This is a genomic window from Erythrobacter sp. JB3-1 (assembly GCF_057364995.1).
The window spans coordinates 1034315-1052242 of sequence record NZ_CP200289.1 but is presented as its reverse complement, the minus strand read 5'-3'; the positions used below and the strand labels follow the sequence as shown (position 1 = coordinate 1052242).

At 57.3% G+C, this 17928-nt stretch carries 18 protein-coding genes, 1 tRNA gene and 2 pseudogenes; 1 reads left to right on the top strand and 20 read right to left on the bottom strand.

Annotated elements, in window-relative coordinates:
* Positions 1-47: 47 nt before the first annotated feature.
* The 10 genes and pseudogenes from AC0V6M_RS04885 to AC0V6M_RS04840 form a co-directional block, all read right to left on the bottom strand.
* On the bottom strand, positions 48-998 hold the full coding sequence (locus AC0V6M_RS04885) for a M48 family metalloprotease (protein WP_486137736.1): 951 nt from the start codon (positions 996-998) through the stop codon (positions 48-50).
* 71 nt (positions 999-1069) lie between these two features.
* A complete protein-coding gene (locus tag AC0V6M_RS04880; protein WP_486137735.1) occupies positions 1070-1783 on the bottom strand; it encodes a DsbA family protein in 714 nt (237 codons plus the stop codon).
* Between the two features lie 57 nt (positions 1784-1840).
* A complete protein-coding gene (locus AC0V6M_RS04875; protein ID WP_486137734.1) occupies positions 1841-3232 on the bottom strand; it encodes a M48 family metalloprotease in 1392 nt (463 codons plus the stop codon).
* 10 nt (positions 3233-3242) lie between these two features.
* Positions 3243-4199 (bottom strand): alpha/beta hydrolase, encoded by a 957-nt coding sequence (locus AC0V6M_RS04870; RefSeq protein WP_486137733.1) that lies wholly within the window; start codon positions 4197-4199, stop codon positions 3243-3245.
* Positions 4200-4344: 145 nt separating this feature from the next.
* Positions 4345-5688, bottom strand: a complete 1344-nt coding sequence (locus AC0V6M_RS04865; protein ID WP_486137732.1) for a hypothetical protein — start codon at positions 5686-5688, stop codon at positions 4345-4347.
* Between the two features lie 88 nt (positions 5689-5776).
* Positions 5777-6373 (bottom strand): annotated as a pseudogene (locus tag AC0V6M_RS04860) (PAS domain-containing protein); the annotation flags it as partial.
* A 244-nt stretch (positions 6374-6617) separates the two neighbouring features.
* Positions 6618-7061 (bottom strand): DUF2141 domain-containing protein, encoded by a 444-nt coding sequence (locus AC0V6M_RS04855; protein ID WP_486137731.1) that lies wholly within the window; start codon positions 7059-7061, stop codon positions 6618-6620.
* A gap of 11 nt (positions 7062-7072) precedes the next feature.
* Positions 7073-7819: a sterol desaturase family protein gene (locus tag AC0V6M_RS04850; RefSeq protein WP_486137730.1), complete on the bottom strand. Its 747-nt coding sequence runs from the start codon at positions 7817-7819 to the stop codon at positions 7073-7075.
* An 83-nt stretch (positions 7820-7902) separates the two neighbouring features.
* Positions 7903-8424: an MmcB family DNA repair protein gene (locus tag AC0V6M_RS04845; protein WP_486137729.1), complete on the bottom strand. Its 522-nt coding sequence runs from the start codon at positions 8422-8424 to the stop codon at positions 7903-7905.
* A 63-nt stretch (positions 8425-8487) separates the two neighbouring features.
* Positions 8488-8895 (bottom strand): hypothetical protein, encoded by a 408-nt coding sequence (locus tag AC0V6M_RS04840; protein ID WP_486137728.1) that lies wholly within the window; start codon positions 8893-8895, stop codon positions 8488-8490.
* Positions 8896-9033: 138 nt separating this feature from the next.
* Here AC0V6M_RS04840 and AC0V6M_RS04835 point away from each other — a divergent pair.
* Positions 9034-9110 (top strand) — tRNA-Arg (locus AC0V6M_RS04835).
* Positions 9111-9232: 122 nt separating this feature from the next.
* On the opposite strand, the gene AC0V6M_RS04830 is transcribed toward AC0V6M_RS04835, so the two are convergent.
* The 10 genes and pseudogenes from AC0V6M_RS04830 to AC0V6M_RS04785 all read right to left on the bottom strand — a co-directional run bounded on the left by AC0V6M_RS04830 (position 9233) and on the right by AC0V6M_RS04785 (position 17562).
* The gene (locus AC0V6M_RS04830) at positions 9233-9724 is read right to left on the bottom strand and encodes a hypothetical protein (RefSeq protein WP_486137727.1); all 492 of its coding nucleotides are present in this window, start codon (positions 9722-9724) and stop codon (positions 9233-9235) included.
* A gap of 154 nt (positions 9725-9878) precedes the next feature.
* Positions 9879-10349: a hypothetical protein gene (locus tag AC0V6M_RS04825; protein ID WP_486137726.1), complete on the bottom strand. Its 471-nt coding sequence runs from the start codon at positions 10347-10349 to the stop codon at positions 9879-9881.
* 25 nt (positions 10350-10374) lie between these two features.
* Positions 10375-11145 (bottom strand): TIGR04255 family protein, encoded by a 771-nt coding sequence (locus tag AC0V6M_RS04820; RefSeq protein WP_486137725.1) that lies wholly within the window; start codon positions 11143-11145, stop codon positions 10375-10377.
* 83 nt (positions 11146-11228) lie between these two features.
* A pseudogene (locus tag AC0V6M_RS04815) lies at positions 11229-11387 on the bottom strand (hypothetical protein); the annotation flags it as partial.
* Positions 11320-12012: a hypothetical protein gene (locus tag AC0V6M_RS04810; protein WP_486137724.1), complete on the bottom strand. Its 693-nt coding sequence runs from the start codon at positions 12010-12012 to the stop codon at positions 11320-11322. The gene AC0V6M_RS04810 and the pseudogene AC0V6M_RS04815, both read right to left, overlap by 68 nt.
* Positions 12009-12785: a hypothetical protein gene (locus tag AC0V6M_RS04805; RefSeq protein ID WP_486137723.1), complete on the bottom strand. Its 777-nt coding sequence runs from the start codon at positions 12783-12785 to the stop codon at positions 12009-12011. Before AC0V6M_RS04805 ends, AC0V6M_RS04810 begins: the two co-directional genes overlap by 4 nt.
* Before the next feature lie 3 nt (positions 12786-12788).
* A complete protein-coding gene (locus AC0V6M_RS04800) occupies positions 12789-12971 on the bottom strand; it encodes a helix-turn-helix domain-containing protein (protein ID WP_486137722.1) in 183 nt (60 codons plus the stop codon).
* A 100-nt stretch (positions 12972-13071) separates the two neighbouring features.
* The gene (locus AC0V6M_RS04795; RefSeq protein WP_486137721.1) at positions 13072-13896 is read right to left on the bottom strand and encodes a hypothetical protein; all 825 of its coding nucleotides are present in this window, start codon (positions 13894-13896) and stop codon (positions 13072-13074) included.
* Entirely contained in the window at positions 13889-16726 is a 2838-nt protein-coding gene (locus tag AC0V6M_RS04790) for a DNA methyltransferase (RefSeq protein ID WP_486137720.1), read from the bottom strand. Before AC0V6M_RS04790 ends, AC0V6M_RS04795 begins: the two co-directional genes overlap by 8 nt.
* A gap of 200 nt (positions 16727-16926) precedes the next feature.
* Positions 16927-17562 carry a tyrosine-type recombinase/integrase gene (locus AC0V6M_RS04785; protein ID WP_486137719.1) on the bottom strand — a complete coding sequence of 212 codons (636 nt, stop codon included), beginning with the start codon at positions 17560-17562 and terminating at the stop codon, positions 16927-16929.
* Positions 17563-17928: the final 366 nt, after the last annotated feature.

Below are 17928 nucleotides of genomic sequence, written 5' to 3'. Positions count from 1 at the left end.
AAATTGGGCACACCGTGAGCTGCGAATTGCAGGATTCCGCACACTGCCTATTTCTTAGGCGCAGAGCCGGGATCAATTTCGCGGCGGAAGCCTGTTCGCCAATCGGCGCCTTCAATTGTGGGTGATTGTTGCAAGGCTTCAATCAATTCGACCTCTGTCTGAATGAACTCGGCGCGCTCGTCCCAGCCGTCATGTGTGCGCCCGCGAAACAGCCCGCCATCGTGCTTTGGCCCCCATCGCAGCATAAACCGATGTGCCGCGCTCGGCTCATAGCCTGCATTGGCGAGCAGCCACGGCATTAGCCGGTCGGCCTCGCGCTCTGTCAGGCGCACATTCTTGCGCCCCCGGCCATTGGCATCGAGCCATGCCCGGTGGCCCAGCAGATTGTGCGCCAGCTCATGCGCAACCGCGGCGGCGAATTCCTCCTCCGCATAAGCAAAGCCGACAAATTTCGAGCCTATGACAACGCGCGACCCCTCTGCCAGCGCGCGCTTGCTGCCGCCTGCAAGTTCAAAGCGGGTGGCGCAGACTTTTTCTGATGGGATCAACAGATCGCCGCCGCCCGCCAGCCTGATCGCGATCTTTCCATCCTCGGCGAGCACGGCATCAATATAGTCATGCGCGCGGGTCAGGCGCTGCCAATGGGAGCTATTTTCCGCGGGCCACTGATTGATCTCTTGCGCGTTCAGCCGCGTGATTTCTCTGCCAAAGCTGAGGCCCCCTGCATTGGAGGCGGGCGATCCGCGAGCGGCCGTCTGGACTGCGAAATCGCCGGTAAGGCCAAGGGCAGCGCGCGGTTCGCTCGGCTTTTTAAAGGCGACCATATCCTGCAATTGCAGACCGATCGACTGCACAGTTTTTGAGCAGTAATCGGCATTGCCGCGCACCAATTTCCAGCCAACATCCTGCAGCCTTTGGTCGAGCGCGTGATATTCTTGGAGTGCGGTCAGTTTTGCGGAAGGCTTCAGCTCGAAAGATGCGACCTCATTCTGCGCCAAGCCCGGCGTGCCTAGCAAACAGGCAGCCAAGCCAGCCAGCGCCCAGCGCCGAAATTGACCCTGCCTAAGCATTAGGCGCCAGAGGTATATTGCGCTTCTGCGCCGGCCTCGCTCAGCGCTTCTTTCAGCCCGTCATAGCCGACCGCGCCGCCGATCACTTGATTGCCGGTCACCCAAGCGGGCGTGCCGGAAAAGCCAAGCTGCTGAGCAAGCGAAAGATTGCGGGCCAGCTCTACGCTGACCGGATCGGAAACCGCGTCTGCTTGCGCCTTTTCCCAGTCCAGTCCCGCTTCGCGAGCGGCCGCTTCAACCGTTTCAGGCGTTGCCGGGCCAAGGCGGAACATCGCCTCGTGAAAAGCCACGTATTTGCCTTGCATTGCCGCGGCCAGCGCCATGCGCGCGGCGCCTTCGCTGCCGTCAAAGATCGACCATTCGCGCACGACGACTTTCAATTCCGGGTCTTCCGCGACCAGACGGTTCACATCCTCAAGGCTCGCCTCGCAATAAGGGCAATTGTAATCAGTGAATTCGACCAGAAGCTTGCTGCCATTGGGATTGCCGATCACCGCGCCGGGGAAGGGGGTGACCACTTCTTCGCGGACATCGGCCAATTGCTCGGCGGATTCTTTATTGCGCAGCGCCTCGACCATTTCAGGCAGCATTTCGGGATTTTCCATCATGAAAGCCCGGGTGCGATTGTCGGCAAGTCCGGTGTAGGACCAGATCGCCGCGCCCAGAAAGCCAAAGACGAGCGCCAGAAACGCGGTTGCGAGTGTCTTGATCAAAATGCTGTTCCCAGTGTTTGCGCGGCCAGCAAAAGCATGACCGCTCTTGGCCGCGCTTTAGCGGCTATCGCGCAGGCGTTCCAGTTCGCTGCGCGCTTGTAGCGAAATGTCCTGCGCTCTGATCCAATCGGGCGTGCCTACGGGCAATCCTGCCTCGGCGGCCTGCGCGCTGCGCAAGGCCTCAGGGTAGCGGCGGGTCATCACCTGCTGCTCTGCGCTGGCGAGGCGCGCACGCGGCATGTCTCCACGCGCGGCATAGACCACGCCCAGTTGATACCAGGCGAAGGGATTGAGCCGGTCGCGCGATACGGCGGCGCGCAGCACGCGCTCTGCCTCGGCAAAGTTCGCCTCATCCTCGGTCGCGATGAGAGCGTGGCCAAACATGGAGGCGATCAGCGGTTGGTTGAGCGTGATATCGGTCGCGCGGCGCAGCGGGATCAGCGCCTCTTCCGGCTTGCCGGATTCGAGCAGGATTTGCCCCTTCACTTCGAGGAAATACGGGTTGTCTGCGTTGATCGCGAGCAAGCCGTCAGCCTCCGCCAAAGCGCGTTCGATTTGCGCATCCTTGTGATAGGCATAGGCGCGGGCATAGCGCGCCGCGACGCTGGTGTCGCTCTCGGGGAAGCGGTTCAGCGTGCGCTTGGGATCTTGCAAAAAGCCATAAAGCTTGGCCTTCACGCGCTCGAACCGGGCTTGAAGCGCCGCGTCGTCGGGTGTGTCCCACGCGGGATCAACCGTGTAGACCTCGCGCAGGCGGGCGATGCGATTGCTGGACAGCGGGTGGGTGCGGGTGAATTCGGCTTCGTCATCGCGGGCATAGCCATAACGGCGCGCCTGACCTTGCAGCTTTTCAAAGAATGCGATTGAGCCGCGGCCCGAAATGCCCGCTTCTGAGAGGTAACGTGCGCCCGCGGCATCAGCGGCGCTTTCTTGCACTCGGCTAAACGCGAGGAACCGGCCGAGTGCTGCGCGCTGGCCCGCCATAATCGCACCGATCGCGGCATCGCCGGCCCCGGCCAGAGCCGCGCCAACGCCGATCAGCAGTGAAAGGATGGAGATGTTGCTCGCCGCGGTGGTGCCTTCGTTAAAGCGCACAATGTGCCCGCCTGTGATGTGGCCGAGCTCGTGCGCGATCACGCCCTGCACTTCGTTGGCGGTGTCCGCCGCGTCGATCAGGCCGGAATGGATGTAGACCACCTGCCCGCCCGCGACGAAGGCGTTGATCGAAGGGTCATTGATCAGGACAATATCGACATTGCCCGGCTCCAGCTCAGAAGCCTCAATCAGCGGTGCTGCCATGTCGGCCAGCAGGGCCTCGGTCTCGGCATCGCGCAGGATCGATTGCGCAGAGGCGGTCTCTACCGCCAGCGCAAAACTGGCAATCAGCGCAAACGCTGCGGCCGCGAGGCGAGAGGAAGGCTGGGCGAAAGGGTGCAAAAGCGCGCGCATGCCCGCAGGACTAGCGCGATTCGTCCTGAACCGGAACTGAAGTCTTCGCCTGCGCGGCAACTTCTTTCGCAAATTGCGCGATTGTATCGTCCACATCGCGCGAATTTCGCCATGGTGCGGCCACCGACACCAGCGGGGCGGTGTGGTCCATGTCTGGGTAGAATTTGGTCTGCACGCTGCCGCCGGCTGCCGTAATCCGCTTCTCCAGCTCGCGGGTGTTACGCGGATAGACCACCGTGTCCGCCTCCCCGTGGATCAGCAGCATGGGCGGGGCATCCCCGCGGATATGATTGACCGGCTGGGTCGCTTTTGGGTCTTCAGCGGGGCCGAAGGAATTGATCGTCGAATCGCTGTCGAACGGATAGAAGTCGTAGGGGCCGGACAAGCCGACCACACCGGCGATGTCGCTAGCGGCCAGCCCGCGCGCGCCGAGCCATTGCTCCTCCAGCGCCGCCATCATCACATTGTACGCTCCGGCGGAATGGCCAGCGACCACGATTTGCTCTGGATCGCCGCCAAATTGCTCAATCTCCGCCTTGGTCCAAGCGATTGCTCCAGCGGCGTCTTCCAGCATGGCGGGATAGACCGCCTCTGGGTGCATGCGGTATCCGGCCAGCACGACGACAAAGCCCTTGGGGACGAAGGCGCGGCCGATAAAGCCATAATCCGCTGGATCGCCGGAGCGCCAGCTGCCCCCGTGAACGAACAATAGAACCGGGCGCTTCGCTGCGTCCTCGGCCGCATTTTCAGGGCCCCAAACAAACAGGTTTTGTGCCTCGCTCTCGCCGAAAGAGGCCTCGGTTAGCAGCGCGACATTGTCTGTGCCGCCGGTCAACCGGTCAACCACGGTCAGCACGGCGGGGCCATTGCGCGAAATCGCAAATTGCAGCGCCAACCCGCCCACCAAAACCAGCGCCACGATCGCGGCAAGCACCCACAGCATAACGCGCACCTTCTTGCTCTTCATTGCATGCCCCAAAAGGCCTTTGGCGCCGCTATCGTGCCAAGAGGCTCTCGATTGAATTGAGCGCGCGCGATAACGCCTCCGACCCTATGCGTATAGGGCCGAAGGCGTCAAAAATTCGCGAGGCTGTAAGTTCGCTCTGGCGGTGTTAGCCGACCAGCTTGCGGGCAGCGCGCTCGATCATTGGAATGTCTTGCTCGATCTCGCCCAGCAGCTCGACTTCGCCGAGCTCATTGCGGCGGACCATGACCAGGCCAAATTCTGGCCCTTCATGTCCCAGCGCTTCCAAGGTGAGAGCTTCGAGCTCACGCAGCTTGTCGGCCAGCTCAGCGCGGACCTTGCCAGCGTCTTCAACCGGCTTGCCCGCTTCTTCGCGGCGCAGACGGCGCTCTGTGCTGACGACGCCTTTGAGGCCGCCGTCCGCTTCGCGCAGGAAGCCAGCGAGGCTGCCCCGTTCCAGACCAACGCGGTGCGCATGGGTCAGGACGGTGGCATATTCGGTGAGACGCGTTTTGTCGTAATCGCTGCCAAACACCAGTTTCACAACCGGGGTCATCGGCGCGCGTTCTTGGACGGTTAGGCCGCTTTCCGCGATCAGGTCAGCATAATCCTCTGGCGCATCCTTAGCGGCGAGCGAGAAGTCATAGGCGCGGCCAACAGCGGCATACAGTGCCTGGCGGCTGCGATCTTCTGAGGCGTTTGCGGTCTCAGCGAGTTCGCGCGCTGAGGCGAGGCAATCGTAAAGGCCTGCGTCTTCTGGCAGTTCGTCGGCAAGGCTGATCGCATCGGCCACTGCGTCGAGCGAAGTGGTTTGCGGCACTGCGGGTGCGGCTGGTGTTTCTTCCGCCGCTGGAGCAGGCGTTTCAGCCACAGTTTCGGCTACTGGCTCAGGCGCTGCGATCTCTGGTTCTTCAGCGATAGCCTCTTCAGCCACAGGCTCAGGCTCGCTGACAACAGGTGCCGCAGGAACAGGATTGAGCGGACGCAAGTCATTTGCTGGCTCATCATGCTCTGGCTCTGCGTGATCATCGGCGTAATCCGCCGCATCATCATTGCCAGCATTGTATTCTGCCGGAGTGAAATCGCTCGGATCGTAATCGGCTGGATTGTAATCGCCCGAACCCATCTCAGCGTTTTCGCTTTCGAGCTCGTCTGGATCCATTTCCAGCGCTTTCGCCTTTTTGGTCGGCGCTTCGATGTAATCGGTCAGCGAGGCAAAGCTGTAATCGGCTGAGGAATCTTCTTCCTCGTCCTCTTCTTCCGGCTCGTCGAGCCCGTATTCGCCAAAGGCGGGCATGGGCAGGTCTTCGCTGTCCTCTTCGCCGTAGTCCTCGTCTTCGTCGTCATAGTCGTTCGTAGAACCTACCGCGCCGCCAATGGAGGCCATGCTGGCAAATTCACCGAGGTCGAGCGGTGACTTTTTCTCTTCAGCCGTCTTATTCAGCTCCAGCACTTCTGGTTCTGCAGCTTCGGCGTTTGCAGCTTCGCTCATTTCGGTCGCAGGCAGAATCGGCCCATTCGGACAGAGCGTCGGCAGCGTGCTTTTGCGGTTCATCCGCTTCGGCTTCGATTTCTTCTTCGCTTTCCAGAGCCTGATCAATCTCAAGCAGCAGCTCATCGGCTGTCACTTGGTCGGCCATTTCCTTCCAATTGATCACGCCATAGATGAAATCGATGGTGTCATCATTGCTGGAAAACGGCAGCAGGATGCCGCGATACAGGATCGCAATGCCGCGCTGGTTTACAAACTCTGCTTCAAAACCAATCGGGGCCTGATTGGCGAGAATTTGCATGTAGTGATCGGTGATCCGGCTCAGCAAAGAGCGCGGCGGAACATCGGAAAGCTGCGAGATATGGCCTTCTGCGCCGCATTCTTCAGCGAGCAGGCCGCCCAGAAAACGCACAGCGGGATCATCAATGCCGCCCGAGAAATCTAGCACGACGGAATAGGGCCCGAAATCTGGCAGGTTTTCCGGCTCTAGCGAATCAATCGCAGGGAAATTGCGCTCGCCCAGCAGGCTGGCCCAGTGATTATAGGCGCGCACTTGCATGCGGCGCTCATCCTGGCCGATCGAATCCGGCGGCAGGTCGCGTGCGTCCTGCTCTTCACCAGTATCCCAATCCTGATTGTCGTCGGCTGGTTCCGTAGAATCGAAAGCGCCCCGAAGATTGTCCATGGCCCGTATTTGCCCCTTGTTAAACGGTTCTTGGAAGCGTTTTGAAGGTGCATGGTAAACATGTCGTTAAGTTGCGCGGGAAAGTTGTGCCGTCATCAAATTTGACATCTTCGCGCGGGATAGCCGCCGCTTTGCTGGATTGACGTCGCGGGGTTTTACCTAGTCTGCGGTTAAGATTGGGCCGCGCCCTAATGCTTTTCCGGCGCGTTGGCGTCAGCCAGCCAATTTTCCGTGCCTCACCGGCTCACAGCATATAGCGCATCTTGATCGTCATCGCCTGCTTGGCGGTGCCATGCTCAAACACGGCGTCCTTATATTTGGGCGGGCCCATGCGAACCTTGGCGTCGCGCGAAAAGCCGAACCCTTCCTTGGGCATCATGCCAAGCGCTCGGTCTGCTTTGCCATTGTCATTCTCATCATGCAGCAGCGCGATCGCATAGCTGCCCGGTGCAACGCCAGTGAAGCGGATCTTCGCATTCTTGGTGGCGGGCACGACCACGCGCAGGGCGTTCGGGTCTTTGCGGCAATTGGGAAAGCTCTGTTTCTGCTTGGTCAGGCAGGCCCGCACCACGCCCTTGGTCGAGCGCATATTGGTGACCGAAATCTCCACCTCGCTCGCCTGAGCCGGGGCGGCCATGCCGGTTGTCGCAGTGCCTGCGATTAGGCCGGCGGCGATGATCCGGCTCATACCGGCGCGCGTCAGGCCTGTTCGACTATGCGGCGCGACAATCCGGAATCGGTTTTGCAAATTCTGTCCCATATTCTGAAATAAAGCCCGAAATTGCATCGATAATCCTCATGATGTCGCTCGTGATGGCTGGCTGTTATCACCCAATTCCCCAACGCAGAGTGAACAACCCAGCGCGGAAATATCTCCCAACCCATGTGATTGGTCACCCCCATCACCGTCATCACGGTCAGGACAATGCCCAAAGTCACGACGTGAATGGGGATCACAAACATCAGCAGCGGGATGATCACCGCGCCGCTCACCGCCTCAATCGGGTGAAAGCTCATCGCGGTCCAAGCGGTCGGTGGGCGGCTGTCATGGTGGATGCGGTGCGCCAGCTTGAACCAGCGCGGACGGTGCATCAGCCGGTGGGTCCAGTAAAACCAAGTGTCATGCGCCAGCAGGTACAGCATCAGCGAGACCGGCAGATACCACAGCGGATAATCGCTCACATCGCTGTAGAGAAGTGTGAGGCCGTGATGCCGCCAGCTCCAAATCGCAGCGGCGGCGGGTACGCCGAATATTCCAGCCGACAGCAGCGACCAGCGTATCTCGCGCGCGATCTGCTTTCCTTGGCCATCATAAAGGCCAGGCCGCACCTTGCGGGTTATGAGGTCAAACAAACCGCTGGTCAGCAGATAGCGCAGGGCAATGATCACCGTCACCGCCGCGCTGCCCAGCGCAATCGTCACCGGGATGCTGTAGCCTTCAATCATAAACCGTGCCCATTGGCGCGAGTATGACCGAGAATAGCCGCTTTGCCTATCAGCTTATGCGGCCCGGTCTGCTGCTTACGGGGCTAGCCGAGTGCCAGATCACTGCAATCAGGATCGAGTATCGCAGTGTGCCGCCGCATCGCCGCTCTGGCCAGGCGTTCCACCTGCGCTTTGCGGCGCGCAGGGGCGAGCGGCTGTAACGGAGCATGGCGCAGGATTTCAGCGTCATATCCATCGGCAACGATCACGCCGCAGACATCGGGTTGATAGGCCTCATTGTCCAGCGGGCTGCGATCCAATCCGGGGGCAAGGCCCCAGAAAAAGCGGTCGCAAAAATCTAGGTAATCGGGCCATTTGCTATCGCCGAGCAAATCACTGCGCGCGACCTTGATCTCGACGATTACAATCTGCCCCTTGGCATCGACCCCCATCAAATCCGCGCGCTGCCCGTTTTTGAGCGGCATTTCCGGCAGACACCAAATACCATTGCGCGCAAACAGCCGCATGATCCCGCGCGCCGCGTCTTTGGCGGTCACAGGAGGCGGGCTGGCCGCCGCGCCACCGGGGCGCCGCGAATCGATAATGGTGGAGGTCTCACTGGTCATTCAGCGAAACTGGAACATAGCAAGAACTTGGTCAAGCCTCTTGCATCATATTCGGCTCAATTTTCAGGCGGCATTGCGCCCGATAGCGGCGCCGCGATCTGCGCCGGTCAGACGCAGGATCGCGCCGCGAGCGCAATGAAATTCACGCCACAGCGCCAGCGCCGGTACGGACGCATCTTGGCCGCGCGCGGTGATCGTGCGCAGAGCCGTCAGCCCGGGTTGCAGCATTGCATCAATGTCCTCGGTCCCCTGCCAGGCGAGTTCTTGCGCTACTTCACCAGCATCACAGAGGTGACCGGGGAATGCGGCAATCTCGCCCACGAACTTCTCGCGGGACAGCCTGGCAAGCTCCGCCACTTCGCCAGCCTGTTCGTGCAGACGCTGCCAATCTTGCGCAAATTGAGCGTGTGGCTTGGGCGCGGCGGCGGTGCGGCACATGGCGCGGGCTTGGTCGGGATAGAATGCTGACATAAGACCATCAGGACTAGCTTGCGCGAGTTGCCGATCGGTTAACCGCGCGCGGCCAAATACGCGCTAGCACGCGTTTTTGGGTGGTGCGGCGCTGAGGAGCTTGCTAGAGGCGCGCCCCAGATGCCATGAGGCGTCGCGGCACCCGTAGCTCAGCTGGATAGAGCGCTGCCCTCCGAAGGCAGAGGCCAGAGGTTCGAATCCTCTCGGGTGCGCCATTATTTCAATGGGTTAGAGAAGGCACTTTCTGCTCGTACGGAAAGAGTATGGAAAACAAGGGGGCGTTTCCAGTGGCGGTTGCTACGCCAAACATGTGGACTCTTGTCCTTTGTGAACTAGCCTAGGCGGCGGAAAGATCGGCCCTAATCTGGTCGGCTGCGACCCTGGCATCTTGGAATTGAACTGGCCAAGGAGCAGTAGCTGCGGCGCCGACGATTTCATCTGGCCTAACTCTTTTCGCGCCAACGCTTTTTTCGACAAGAGAAATGTGCTCTGAGCTCGCACGGCCACGCAACGGCCTCAATATGGATTCTTGCCATGCCTTATCATCTTCCCGTTGAGGCCACGATGTGAAGTCGATGCATTCAAATCCGTATGTACGGAAGGCGGCTACGACAAAAGTTGCGCAAGTTAGCCCCGTTCCCGGCGGCGCATTCGATAATTCTCCTGTGTTGCGATCAAAGCAGATGCCATCAAAATTGAAGGCATAAGGAACGCCGGAGTCGCCTCCTGCCACCTTCGATAAGAATACGGCGAACACCAGCTTATTATCCTCATCGAGACTAATGTCCGCCCATCTAACCGGAGGTGCGGCGACCTCATCTGTTAGCATATGATGGAATCTCAAGTGCAAGAAGTGGGTGGGCTCTTGGCCCCTCTGGTAGACCAACCCACAATGGAGCTGGCCCCCTCGTGATTCCTGCACTCCAACACCTACGTGGTCCAGACTGTCGAACGGCTCATCCGGCCCTCGAAGCAATGGCATGTTACCCGATAAGCCCGGCCAAAAGCTTCGGAGAATCTAGTCCACGACTTTGGAACACCTCTGCAGTCTTTTGCACAAAAGGGCGCCACCGGGGCAGCTTCCAACGAACGGGGTAGGTGCCCCGAGCCAATGCAAGTAGAATATGGCGACTCATGGTACTTGGGTCTGCGTTGCCCAAAACTCGATCAATGAATCTGAAAGATTCTTTCGCGATTTGGTTATTCAGTCCATCGACGACGGCATCGAGATATTCAACACCATCCTCGTCAGTTGCCTTCATCGCATCAAAAACCCATCCATCATCATGAGGTTTAATCTCAGCCGACCTCTGGCTAGTCGCGAGAATGTGACAGGTGATCTCCGTTGCTCCGGTTTCCTCGACAGTCCAGGTCGGGAAATGTGACATTCTCTGCGGGTCTTCTTTCTCATACCAGCCGCCATGACGAACTATTTGACCGTCGATTACCAGCAAGCCAGAGCCTTCCGCAGCCCCTGTGTCACTTTGGAGTCGTGGGACCCAGCGCGTCATGCAGTCTGTCGAGAATGATCCAACGGAATGCCTGTCCGGCTTGTCGATTAAATCTGTCGCATACATCGATTGCATCTTTTATTCCTTTGTCCGGCTCGACTTCGAAAAAGTCGCAATCAAAAAGAAACAACAAGTCACCGCTAATTTCATCATTCTTGGCTATTCCTGAACGAATTGCAACTTGTCCGCCTTGGTCCAAACCCAAAACCGTAGCTGATCTCAATTCAGTTACGCTTCCCGTTGGCACGTCGGACTCTGCAAAAAGACCAAGTGCAGATGCGCGGATTAGTTCATTCCATTTGACGCCTTCAAGCTTCAGCTTTTCCCTCGAAATAAGGTCGATATACCTTAAGCCGATTCTGGCGACCTTCGCTACTGCATAAGAAGTTTCAAGAGCTCCAAGAGCCGTAACAATATGCGGCTTAAATTGCTCCCAACAAGCGTATTCCTCGGTTCGTACTGAAACATATTCACTGCATAGAGTGATGCTGACGTGATCATCTTTGGACTTGAAAACGTAATGTGTCTGCGCTGACGGCGCGGTTTGATCTCCCAGCCCAACCGAAAACTGCGTCACATTTTTTGTCTCAACGAAAGGATAATCGGTACCGAGCGTTTCTTGGAACCGCACCGGCAACTGCTCATCGATTGCTAGAATGCGCGGAAAGCGGATCTGGCAAACAACCTCGACAAGTGGATTCTCTGTATAAATTACTCGATCGAAATCAGGAAAATTCATCCGTTACCTCCGAGAGACGGGGAGTTAGTATTCCATTGTCGGAACGTCTACCCTGACGAACAAGCTTGCCAACACTGAAGGGTTTAAGTGTTGTGGGCAAGTGCCTCCTGAAGCGCACGTAGTCGGTTAATTGCCAGCCGCATCTCAGCGGACCTCGCACCATGCTTCCAAGCATTACGATTTCCCTTCGGTGCTCCGCCGCCCTTGCCGCCGTGCATTCTGCACCTTTTCTTCCCCCGTAGCGCGGGAGCTTGGCACTCCGTTCCCTTGCGTGTCCGGGCTAGACAGCGAGCCGCCTTCGCCGGCTGCTCCGGTTGCATGGGGTTGTTTGCTGCTTTTTCCATTTTTTTCACCCCCAGTGTGTTGGTGGAAATTGTCAGCCACGACGGCCTGCCCGCCTTGATTGACATGAACATGCCGCACAGTTTGCTCACGTGGTTGGTGGAGCTTTGCCAATGACTCCAGTGCAGCGCGGCTGTTTGACTGTGCTTTAAATGCAAGCCGTGCGTAACGTTCCGCTGCCAGCGGATAGTCGCCAAGGTTTATCGTCGCGCGCCTCAGCAGTTCAGTCATCATGGCGTCGAGTGTTAGAGCCTGTGCGGTCAGCAATTCGCTCGCCAATGTTAAGTCGCCTTGCCGGGTCCTCGCCGTTTTCGTTTTCAGGACATCGCCAAAATCATCAAATCGCGGTTCACCTGGTAAATCACCAACGGCTTTTTTCGCCAGATCGGCTCCTACAATTCCATGCCGAAAATATGGATCGACCATCAAACGGGCCATTGTGACCGCATTCGTTTCGTCTCTCTCGGCTTTGACGCTCAACGGTCTAGGTTTGTTCTTCTTCGCGTTCTTTGCAGGTTTGCTCATGCCGCCCTTCCTTGCGCGCAGGTGATGCGCAAAGGCGATGCACCCAGTGAAGCTGAATACGCCAAGGCCATCATGGAGGAGGTCCAATCCGGCTGCCACCATCCAGTTACATAGCCTCGTGATCCATTACCCATGGTAACAGCCGTATGTGTGGCGAAATCCGGAATGCGGCTGTTTGGCAGATTTCTGCTATTCTCTGGGTTCAGCGTATTGGTATCCAGTACCGTTCCGGCTGGCCTATCTGTTACTTTTGGCTCCATCGTATTGCCATCCAATACCGGGAAATGACCGCTCCCTTTCGCTTGACGATAGGCTTTCAGTGACCGCAGCCCGCGCTCCATTCGCTTTCGAGCTTGGGTTTTGGATTCCGGCTCTCGCTTCAGGAATTCCATGGAAGGGCCTTTGCGCCCGGGGCCTGCAAGCCATGTTAAGCGCCAACATCTCGCACGCGATTGGTCCGACGCTTTGACTCTGAAATACGCGTCCTGCGTCATTTCGATAAAGCCCAGCTCGGTCAGCTCATTAAATGCTCGGGTTGCCGCTGTCAGATCGGCTACGCCCATTCGGTGTGCTCCATCACGGACGCTCAAATAGAGACTCCCATTGTTTTCGCCGTTTTCAAGCGAAGTCAGCTCCACGAGCAGCGAGCGGGCATTGGGTGTCAGGCCGCGATAGGCATTGCTATGCAACAGACGGAAATCCAGCCGTGCAAAGCGGCTTGTCTGGTTCCGGCCTGTCGCGTTGACTCTGTTGCGTTTGCGTCGTCTGCTCATGGGTTAGCCTTCGCCCATAATCAAAGCGCGCAGCGAAGCGGCTGGTATGAGGGTCCGTTTGCCCACCTTGCGGGCCTCCAAGCGTCCTTCACCAATAAGCTGGTAAAGCCGGGTGCGGCCTAAAGTCGAGACTCGGCACGCCTCATTGATTGAGTAGACGAGTGGTTCAGGTGGAGTAGTATTCACAGTGCAATCTCCGTTCAGTTGCGAACGGGTGCATTCTGCGTCGGTTGGCTTCGGCTGGTCAGCCGGAAAGGGTCAGAAACCAGCAGCAACCGGGTTTCTGTTAGTCGCGCTCCCAAGCTCTAAATGCCTCAAATATCGGCTTTGCGTGGTTTGCGAGCGTGGAATCTGACGGGTGAATATCAGTCTCTGCCAAATAGGCTGCCAGCTCACGTTGAACGTCCGCTTTGGTGGCGGGCTTGAAATCGCCCTTGTAGTAGCGGCCTGCCAGCTCAAGCGCAGCTTGCTCCCAATTTGCGGCTGGTGGTCGACCGCCTTTGTCATGGTCAGAAGCTAGTTTTCCCGGCGGAAATTGGTCCAGATCGTTTATGTCGCTGTAGTCAGTAGGCATGTAGATTTCTAGGTTCGTAGCTGAATACGTTTCCTCGAAATATTCTGGTTTAAAGCGGCCCGCATCACTGCTCTTTTGAAGGGTCGAAAATTCTCCTTGGTAATGGTCCCAACTGAATGCGGGCCATTCCCCGCTTCCAAGCATGGGCAGGACTACTTTCGGTAATGGCTCATCAAGTTTTGACAGCCGCCTTTGGCTCTCTTCCATTAGATCAAACAACACTCGCCATCTAGCGGGTGGCACATCGGCAGCGCTGCCGCTCAGTTCGTAGTGCTCGCCATCGGAAAACTTGCGCCATAGGTAATCCCCGCGTGCGCGAATCTCGCCACTGCAAAGCAACTTTAGAATGTCCTGCTTGGGCGCTGCCTGCCCTTCCATTGCTAGGCGGTTGACCAATTTGCCCAAGCTCATCGAATCAGAGACTCTTTCGCCATCGGGATCGGAATAGCCCCACTGCCACTGCCGCATGATCGAAAGCGCCGCGTTTGCCGTTTTATCGTCCGGGTGAACCGGTATAGGTTCATTGCTGTCAGCCATCGCTATCAGTTTTCGCCTTCGCCTTTCGGCTTACCCGCTTGTTCTTGGCTGCGCCCAGCCGCTCTAGGGGGTTCACAAGGGCCTCGTAGCGGCCAAATAGGTGTTCTACGCGGTCACGGTCCGTTTCGAAGGGCGCGGCGCGGTAGAGGCGGTCTACGGCCTTATCCAGCGCATTGTGAGCGCGGCGCAGATCGGCTGGCATCGTATCGGGATCATATAGGTCGGCTAGACTGGAGGTAGAATGCGCGGCGCGGGCATCCAAGACAGCCTGCGCCAAGGTTTCGATCTTTGCGCGCTTTGCAGGGCTGGCATCGGGCCATGGGAATGTGTTGTAGACTAGGCCAATCGAATAGCGAAAATCGCTCTTTAGTCGCCCGCCCATATGAGCGAGCCACGCCATATGCGCTCGGCTAGTCAGGACCCCGAACTCATGCTTGCTTGCTTCAGTGAGCAAAAAAACCAGATCACTTGGAATGGTGGGGGGGCCAAGATAACCAAGCGGGACATAGTCGCGTCTCTCGGAACTAACCTTCGGAACCACTAGAAAGTCTGTTTCGGGAATGACGGACATTCCAAATTCGGCTGGGTTTTCTGCTGCCCGTAGAGTGCTTTTGCGTTTGCTCCTTGATCGGAAATCACGAACAGCCCTTATCCGTTGAAGAACCATTGGCATCGCTCTTAGATCGGCTGGCGATGCGTTATGCAGTGATAACACCCAGCGCTCACCGCCGTTTATAAAGTCCTGAGCCGCCAAATATGGGTGCAGAAACCTTGAAGCGTTTGGCTCATCTCGAAGAAACTGCGCCTTATCTGCGGCGCTGAGGATGTAGTTGCCATCGTCTATTGGCTGACTGCCAGTAATGATACGGGCGGCGCCATTGATAGGTTTGCGTTCTTCTCTCACTACTAGGTGTCTGTTGGTTACGCCTTTGGCATCGAACAAATAGGCTGTCAGCGCCCTATGCCGCGTCTCGACTGGATCGCTTTTAATGTCGGGGTAGGAGAACAAACGTTTTTCAGTAGGCTCGTGATCACCGTGGGCGAGCCCAATAATTACCACATGAACTTGGGCCTTGCCGCGCGCTTCGCTGCCCCATGCAAAAGTGCGATGGGCGAAGGCGATTTCCAGCTTGTAGCGGTCAAACAGGATCGGCCAGAGTTGCGCTACCTGTTCGCCTTGTGTGATCGAATTGGTGGACACAAATGCCAGCCGGATGTGGGCATTAGTTTGTAGAAACTGCCCTGCCTTAATAAACCATGCTGCGACATAATCGAGCGTTCCGCCACTGCCACCTAGGTTGGCAATGCGACGCACCTGCGCACGCTGTTCTGGGCTTTGAAATTTAGCGCCAATGAAAGGCGGATTGCCCATAATATAGCTGCATTTCTCTGGCGGTAGTAGATTGGACCAATCCGTCTCCAGCGCATCGCCATGCAGAATATGGGCGCAGTCTTTCAGCGGGATTCGCGCGTAGTTTAGCGAGAAGCTCTCATTCAGAGCATTGTTAGCGATGTGGTCCATCATCCACATTGCGACCTCAGCAATCCGGGCCGGAAACTCCTCATATTCGATGCCGTAGAACTGATTAACAGTCACACGGGATAGCAGGGCAGGGTCCAACACCCCTTGCCTACGTTCGTCTCCAATGTCAGTCATTGCCTTTGGCCAGCGAGCTTCCAAAGCCGCCAGTTCCAGCCGCCGGATTTCGCGATAGGCAATGACCAGAAAATTGCCGCAGCCGCAGGCCGGATCGAAGAACGTCAGTTGGCTCAGTTTGGACAGGAACCTGTCCAGTTCCTTGTCGCGTTCAGTCTTACGCCCGATAATTTTGGCCAGTTCGGCCCTCAGATCGTCCAAAAACAGCGGCTCAATAACTTTGAGGATATTATCCTCCGAAGTGTAGTGCGCGCCTTTCGCGCGGCGCTGCTTGGCATCCATGACGGATTGGAACAGCGAACCGAAGATCGCAGGGCTAACGGCTGACCAATCATGGCGGCAGGCATCAATCAGCGCCTCACGCATGTCCGTGTCGAATTTGGGAATGCGCAGCCGCCCTGCAAACAGCGCGCCGTTCACGTAAGGGAAGGCATCAAGCTCCGCGTCCGTGCCTGTCAGCCGCTTTCCTTCCGGCGTGTCGAGAATATCGAACAGCTCGCTAAGCTTGCGGCCCATATCGCTGCCATCGGGCGTTGTGTCGTTTTCCAGAAATTGCAGGAAAATGTCTTTCGGCTGGAATATGCCGGTGTTGTCGGCAAACAGGCAGAACAGGGTGCGGACCAGGAATTGTTCCAGATCGTGTCCTATGTATCCCGACTCTTCCAGCGCATCATGAAGCTTGCCCATCAATTCGGCAGCTTTGATAGTTACGTCAGCTTGCGTTTCGAACGTGACCTTGCGGCCGAGCATGAAGTCAAACGCAGTAATGTGTTTGTGTAAGTCCTTCAGGTGGAACTTGAGTTCCCGCCCAGACCCCAGATCAAGCAGAACCCAACGCTGAAAATCGCAGGTCAGCACGTATTTCGGCTGTTCAGTGGGGTGAATGCCTTCCACATAGTCGAGTGCCTGCCCCTGCGCCTTTCGAAGGTCCAAGCGGCTGGATTTCTGCTCGACTAGCAGGGTGCGAGGCCAGAAAAGGTCAATGAAACCGTGCTTGTCAGACAGCAGCTTCACTCGCTGTTCGTAAATGGCCACCTGTTTACGTTTGATGCCGAAAAGTTCAAAAAATTCATTGTAGAAGGTTTGCGTTTCGCCCTTTTCGTAGTGGGCGTCTTTCCATTCCTGGCTGAACGTCTTGGCGCGCCGTTTAATTTCATCCCAGCCAAGCCGCATCGCAATCCCCTTTTCCGCGCAGAGACTTAACTAGCGAAACAGACTTCGCCAAGCGGTTCCGTGGTTTGATGGTTCATGCGCAGGCCTTTCGCTGCCTCGCGCGGGCGAAAAACTGTATTAGCGTATGAGTTGGCGTTTGGGACTGGTTTGCCCGTAAAGGGCCGCAGAGATTGGACCGCCCCGCGCTTAGCTGCCCATAGTTATAGCGCCAATGTCTCCAGCGCTTTCACGGCCGCTTCGCTAGCAAGGTGGCCATAATGCCTTTCAACCATTTCCGCACTGGTCCCTGAAATTTGCGCAATGGTTAGCAATGGCAGCCCAGCGCTCACAAGATCGGTGATTGTGCTGTGGCGCAGAGTGTAAGCAGTTGCGCCGCTCGGGAGGTTTGCCGCTTTGACCGCTTCCGCAATCGGCTGTTTCCATGAATCTTTAGTCCAAGGCTTTCCGTTCGACCGCATAAAGAGCGGAGCATTTGGTAGCTTGTCTGCACCCTGATTTTCTAAGAGCTGACATGCGTTATCTGGCAATTGAATGCGTCTGGGCTTCCCAGTCTTGTCTTTGCCGATATTTAGCTCTGCTGTTCGTCTGTCAAAATCGCCAACCGTAAGTGCGGCCATCGCGCCGGGGCGAAGAGGCAGCAAGCACAACGCTTGCACAAAAGGCAGGGCTTCTGTGGCAATGTTTTCAAGTAATACACGGCGTTGCTCACGGTCGAGGTAAAGTGTCCGTCTGCCGTTGGCATTGGGAATGGATTTCAAAGGCTCCTGCCAAGCCGCTTCGCTATTCGGCGCGCCCGGAGAAAGCACCTTAGCCAGCGCCGCCCGCAAAACAGCCATATCGCGGTTCACTGTCGATGGTGCGCGTTTCCGCACGCGCTTCTCCCCTTTTTGCGTCTGCTAACGAGAGATGGGGTTTCTTCTAGCCGTTTGCGCCACTCTGCCACATGTCGCTTTCGCAGCTTGGCCAACTTCACTTTGCCCAAAGCATCACCGTAAACATACCGCTTGAAGCGTTGTTCGGCCTCTGGGCGCTCGCTGGCATAGTCTCGACACGCATCGGCAACGGTTTCAATCTTGGCGCGAACCTCTCCGCCGGCTTCTACCAATTCGGCTAGTGCCTCAGCTCCTTTCTTTGCCGCCCCAAAACGCGCGTTGCCAGCCAATGCCCCGAAATCGCCAAGTGACTTGATTTGGTATTTTCCA

What these genes read in the sequence shown, in the direction of transcription:
- AC0V6M_RS04805 (WP_486137723.1), bottom strand. Translation starts at nt 12,785, where the DNA reads ATGAGCAGACGACGCAAACGCAACAGAGTCAACGCGACAGGCCGGAAC.
- AC0V6M_RS04855 (WP_486137731.1), bottom strand. Translation starts at nt 7,061, where the DNA reads ATGAGCCGGATCATCGCCGCCGGCCTAATCGCAGGCACTGCGACAACC.
- AC0V6M_RS04810 (WP_486137724.1), bottom strand. Translation starts at nt 12,012, where the DNA reads ATGAGCAAACCTGCAAAGAACGCGAAGAAGAACAAACCTAGACCGTTG.
- AC0V6M_RS04820 (WP_486137725.1), bottom strand. Translation starts at nt 11,145, where the DNA reads ATGAATTTTCCTGATTTCGATCGAGTAATTTATACAGAGAATCCACTT.
- AC0V6M_RS04875 (WP_486137734.1), bottom strand. Translation starts at nt 3,232, where the DNA reads ATGCGCGCGCTTTTGCACCCTTTCGCCCAGCCTTCCTCTCGCCTCGCG.
- AC0V6M_RS04870 (WP_486137733.1), bottom strand. Translation starts at nt 4,199, where the DNA reads ATGAAGAGCAAGAAGGTGCGCGTTATGCTGTGGGTGCTTGCCGCGATC.
- AC0V6M_RS04785 (WP_486137719.1), bottom strand. Translation starts at nt 17,562, where the DNA reads ATGGCTGTTTTGCGGGCGGCGCTGGCTAAGGTGCTTTCTCCGGGCGCG.
- AC0V6M_RS04845 (WP_486137729.1), bottom strand. Translation starts at nt 8,424, where the DNA reads ATGACCAGTGAGACCTCCACCATTATCGATTCGCGGCGCCCCGGTGGC.
- AC0V6M_RS04865 (WP_486137732.1), bottom strand. Translation starts at nt 5,688, where the DNA reads ATGAGCGAAGCTGCAAACGCCGAAGCTGCAGAACCAGAAGTGCTGGAG.
- AC0V6M_RS04850 (WP_486137730.1), bottom strand. Translation starts at nt 7,819, where the DNA reads ATGATTGAAGGCTACAGCATCCCGGTGACGATTGCGCTGGGCAGCGCG.
- AC0V6M_RS04790 (WP_486137720.1), bottom strand. Translation starts at nt 16,726, where the DNA reads ATGCGGCTTGGCTGGGATGAAATTAAACGGCGCGCCAAGACGTTCAGC.
- AC0V6M_RS04830 (WP_486137727.1), bottom strand. Translation starts at nt 9,724, where the DNA reads ATGCTAACAGATGAGGTCGCCGCACCTCCGGTTAGATGGGCGGACATT.
- AC0V6M_RS04795 (WP_486137721.1), bottom strand. Translation starts at nt 13,896, where the DNA reads ATGGCTGACAGCAATGAACCTATACCGGTTCACCCGGACGATAAAACG.
- AC0V6M_RS04840 (WP_486137728.1), bottom strand. Translation starts at nt 8,895, where the DNA reads ATGTCAGCATTCTATCCCGACCAAGCCCGCGCCATGTGCCGCACCGCC.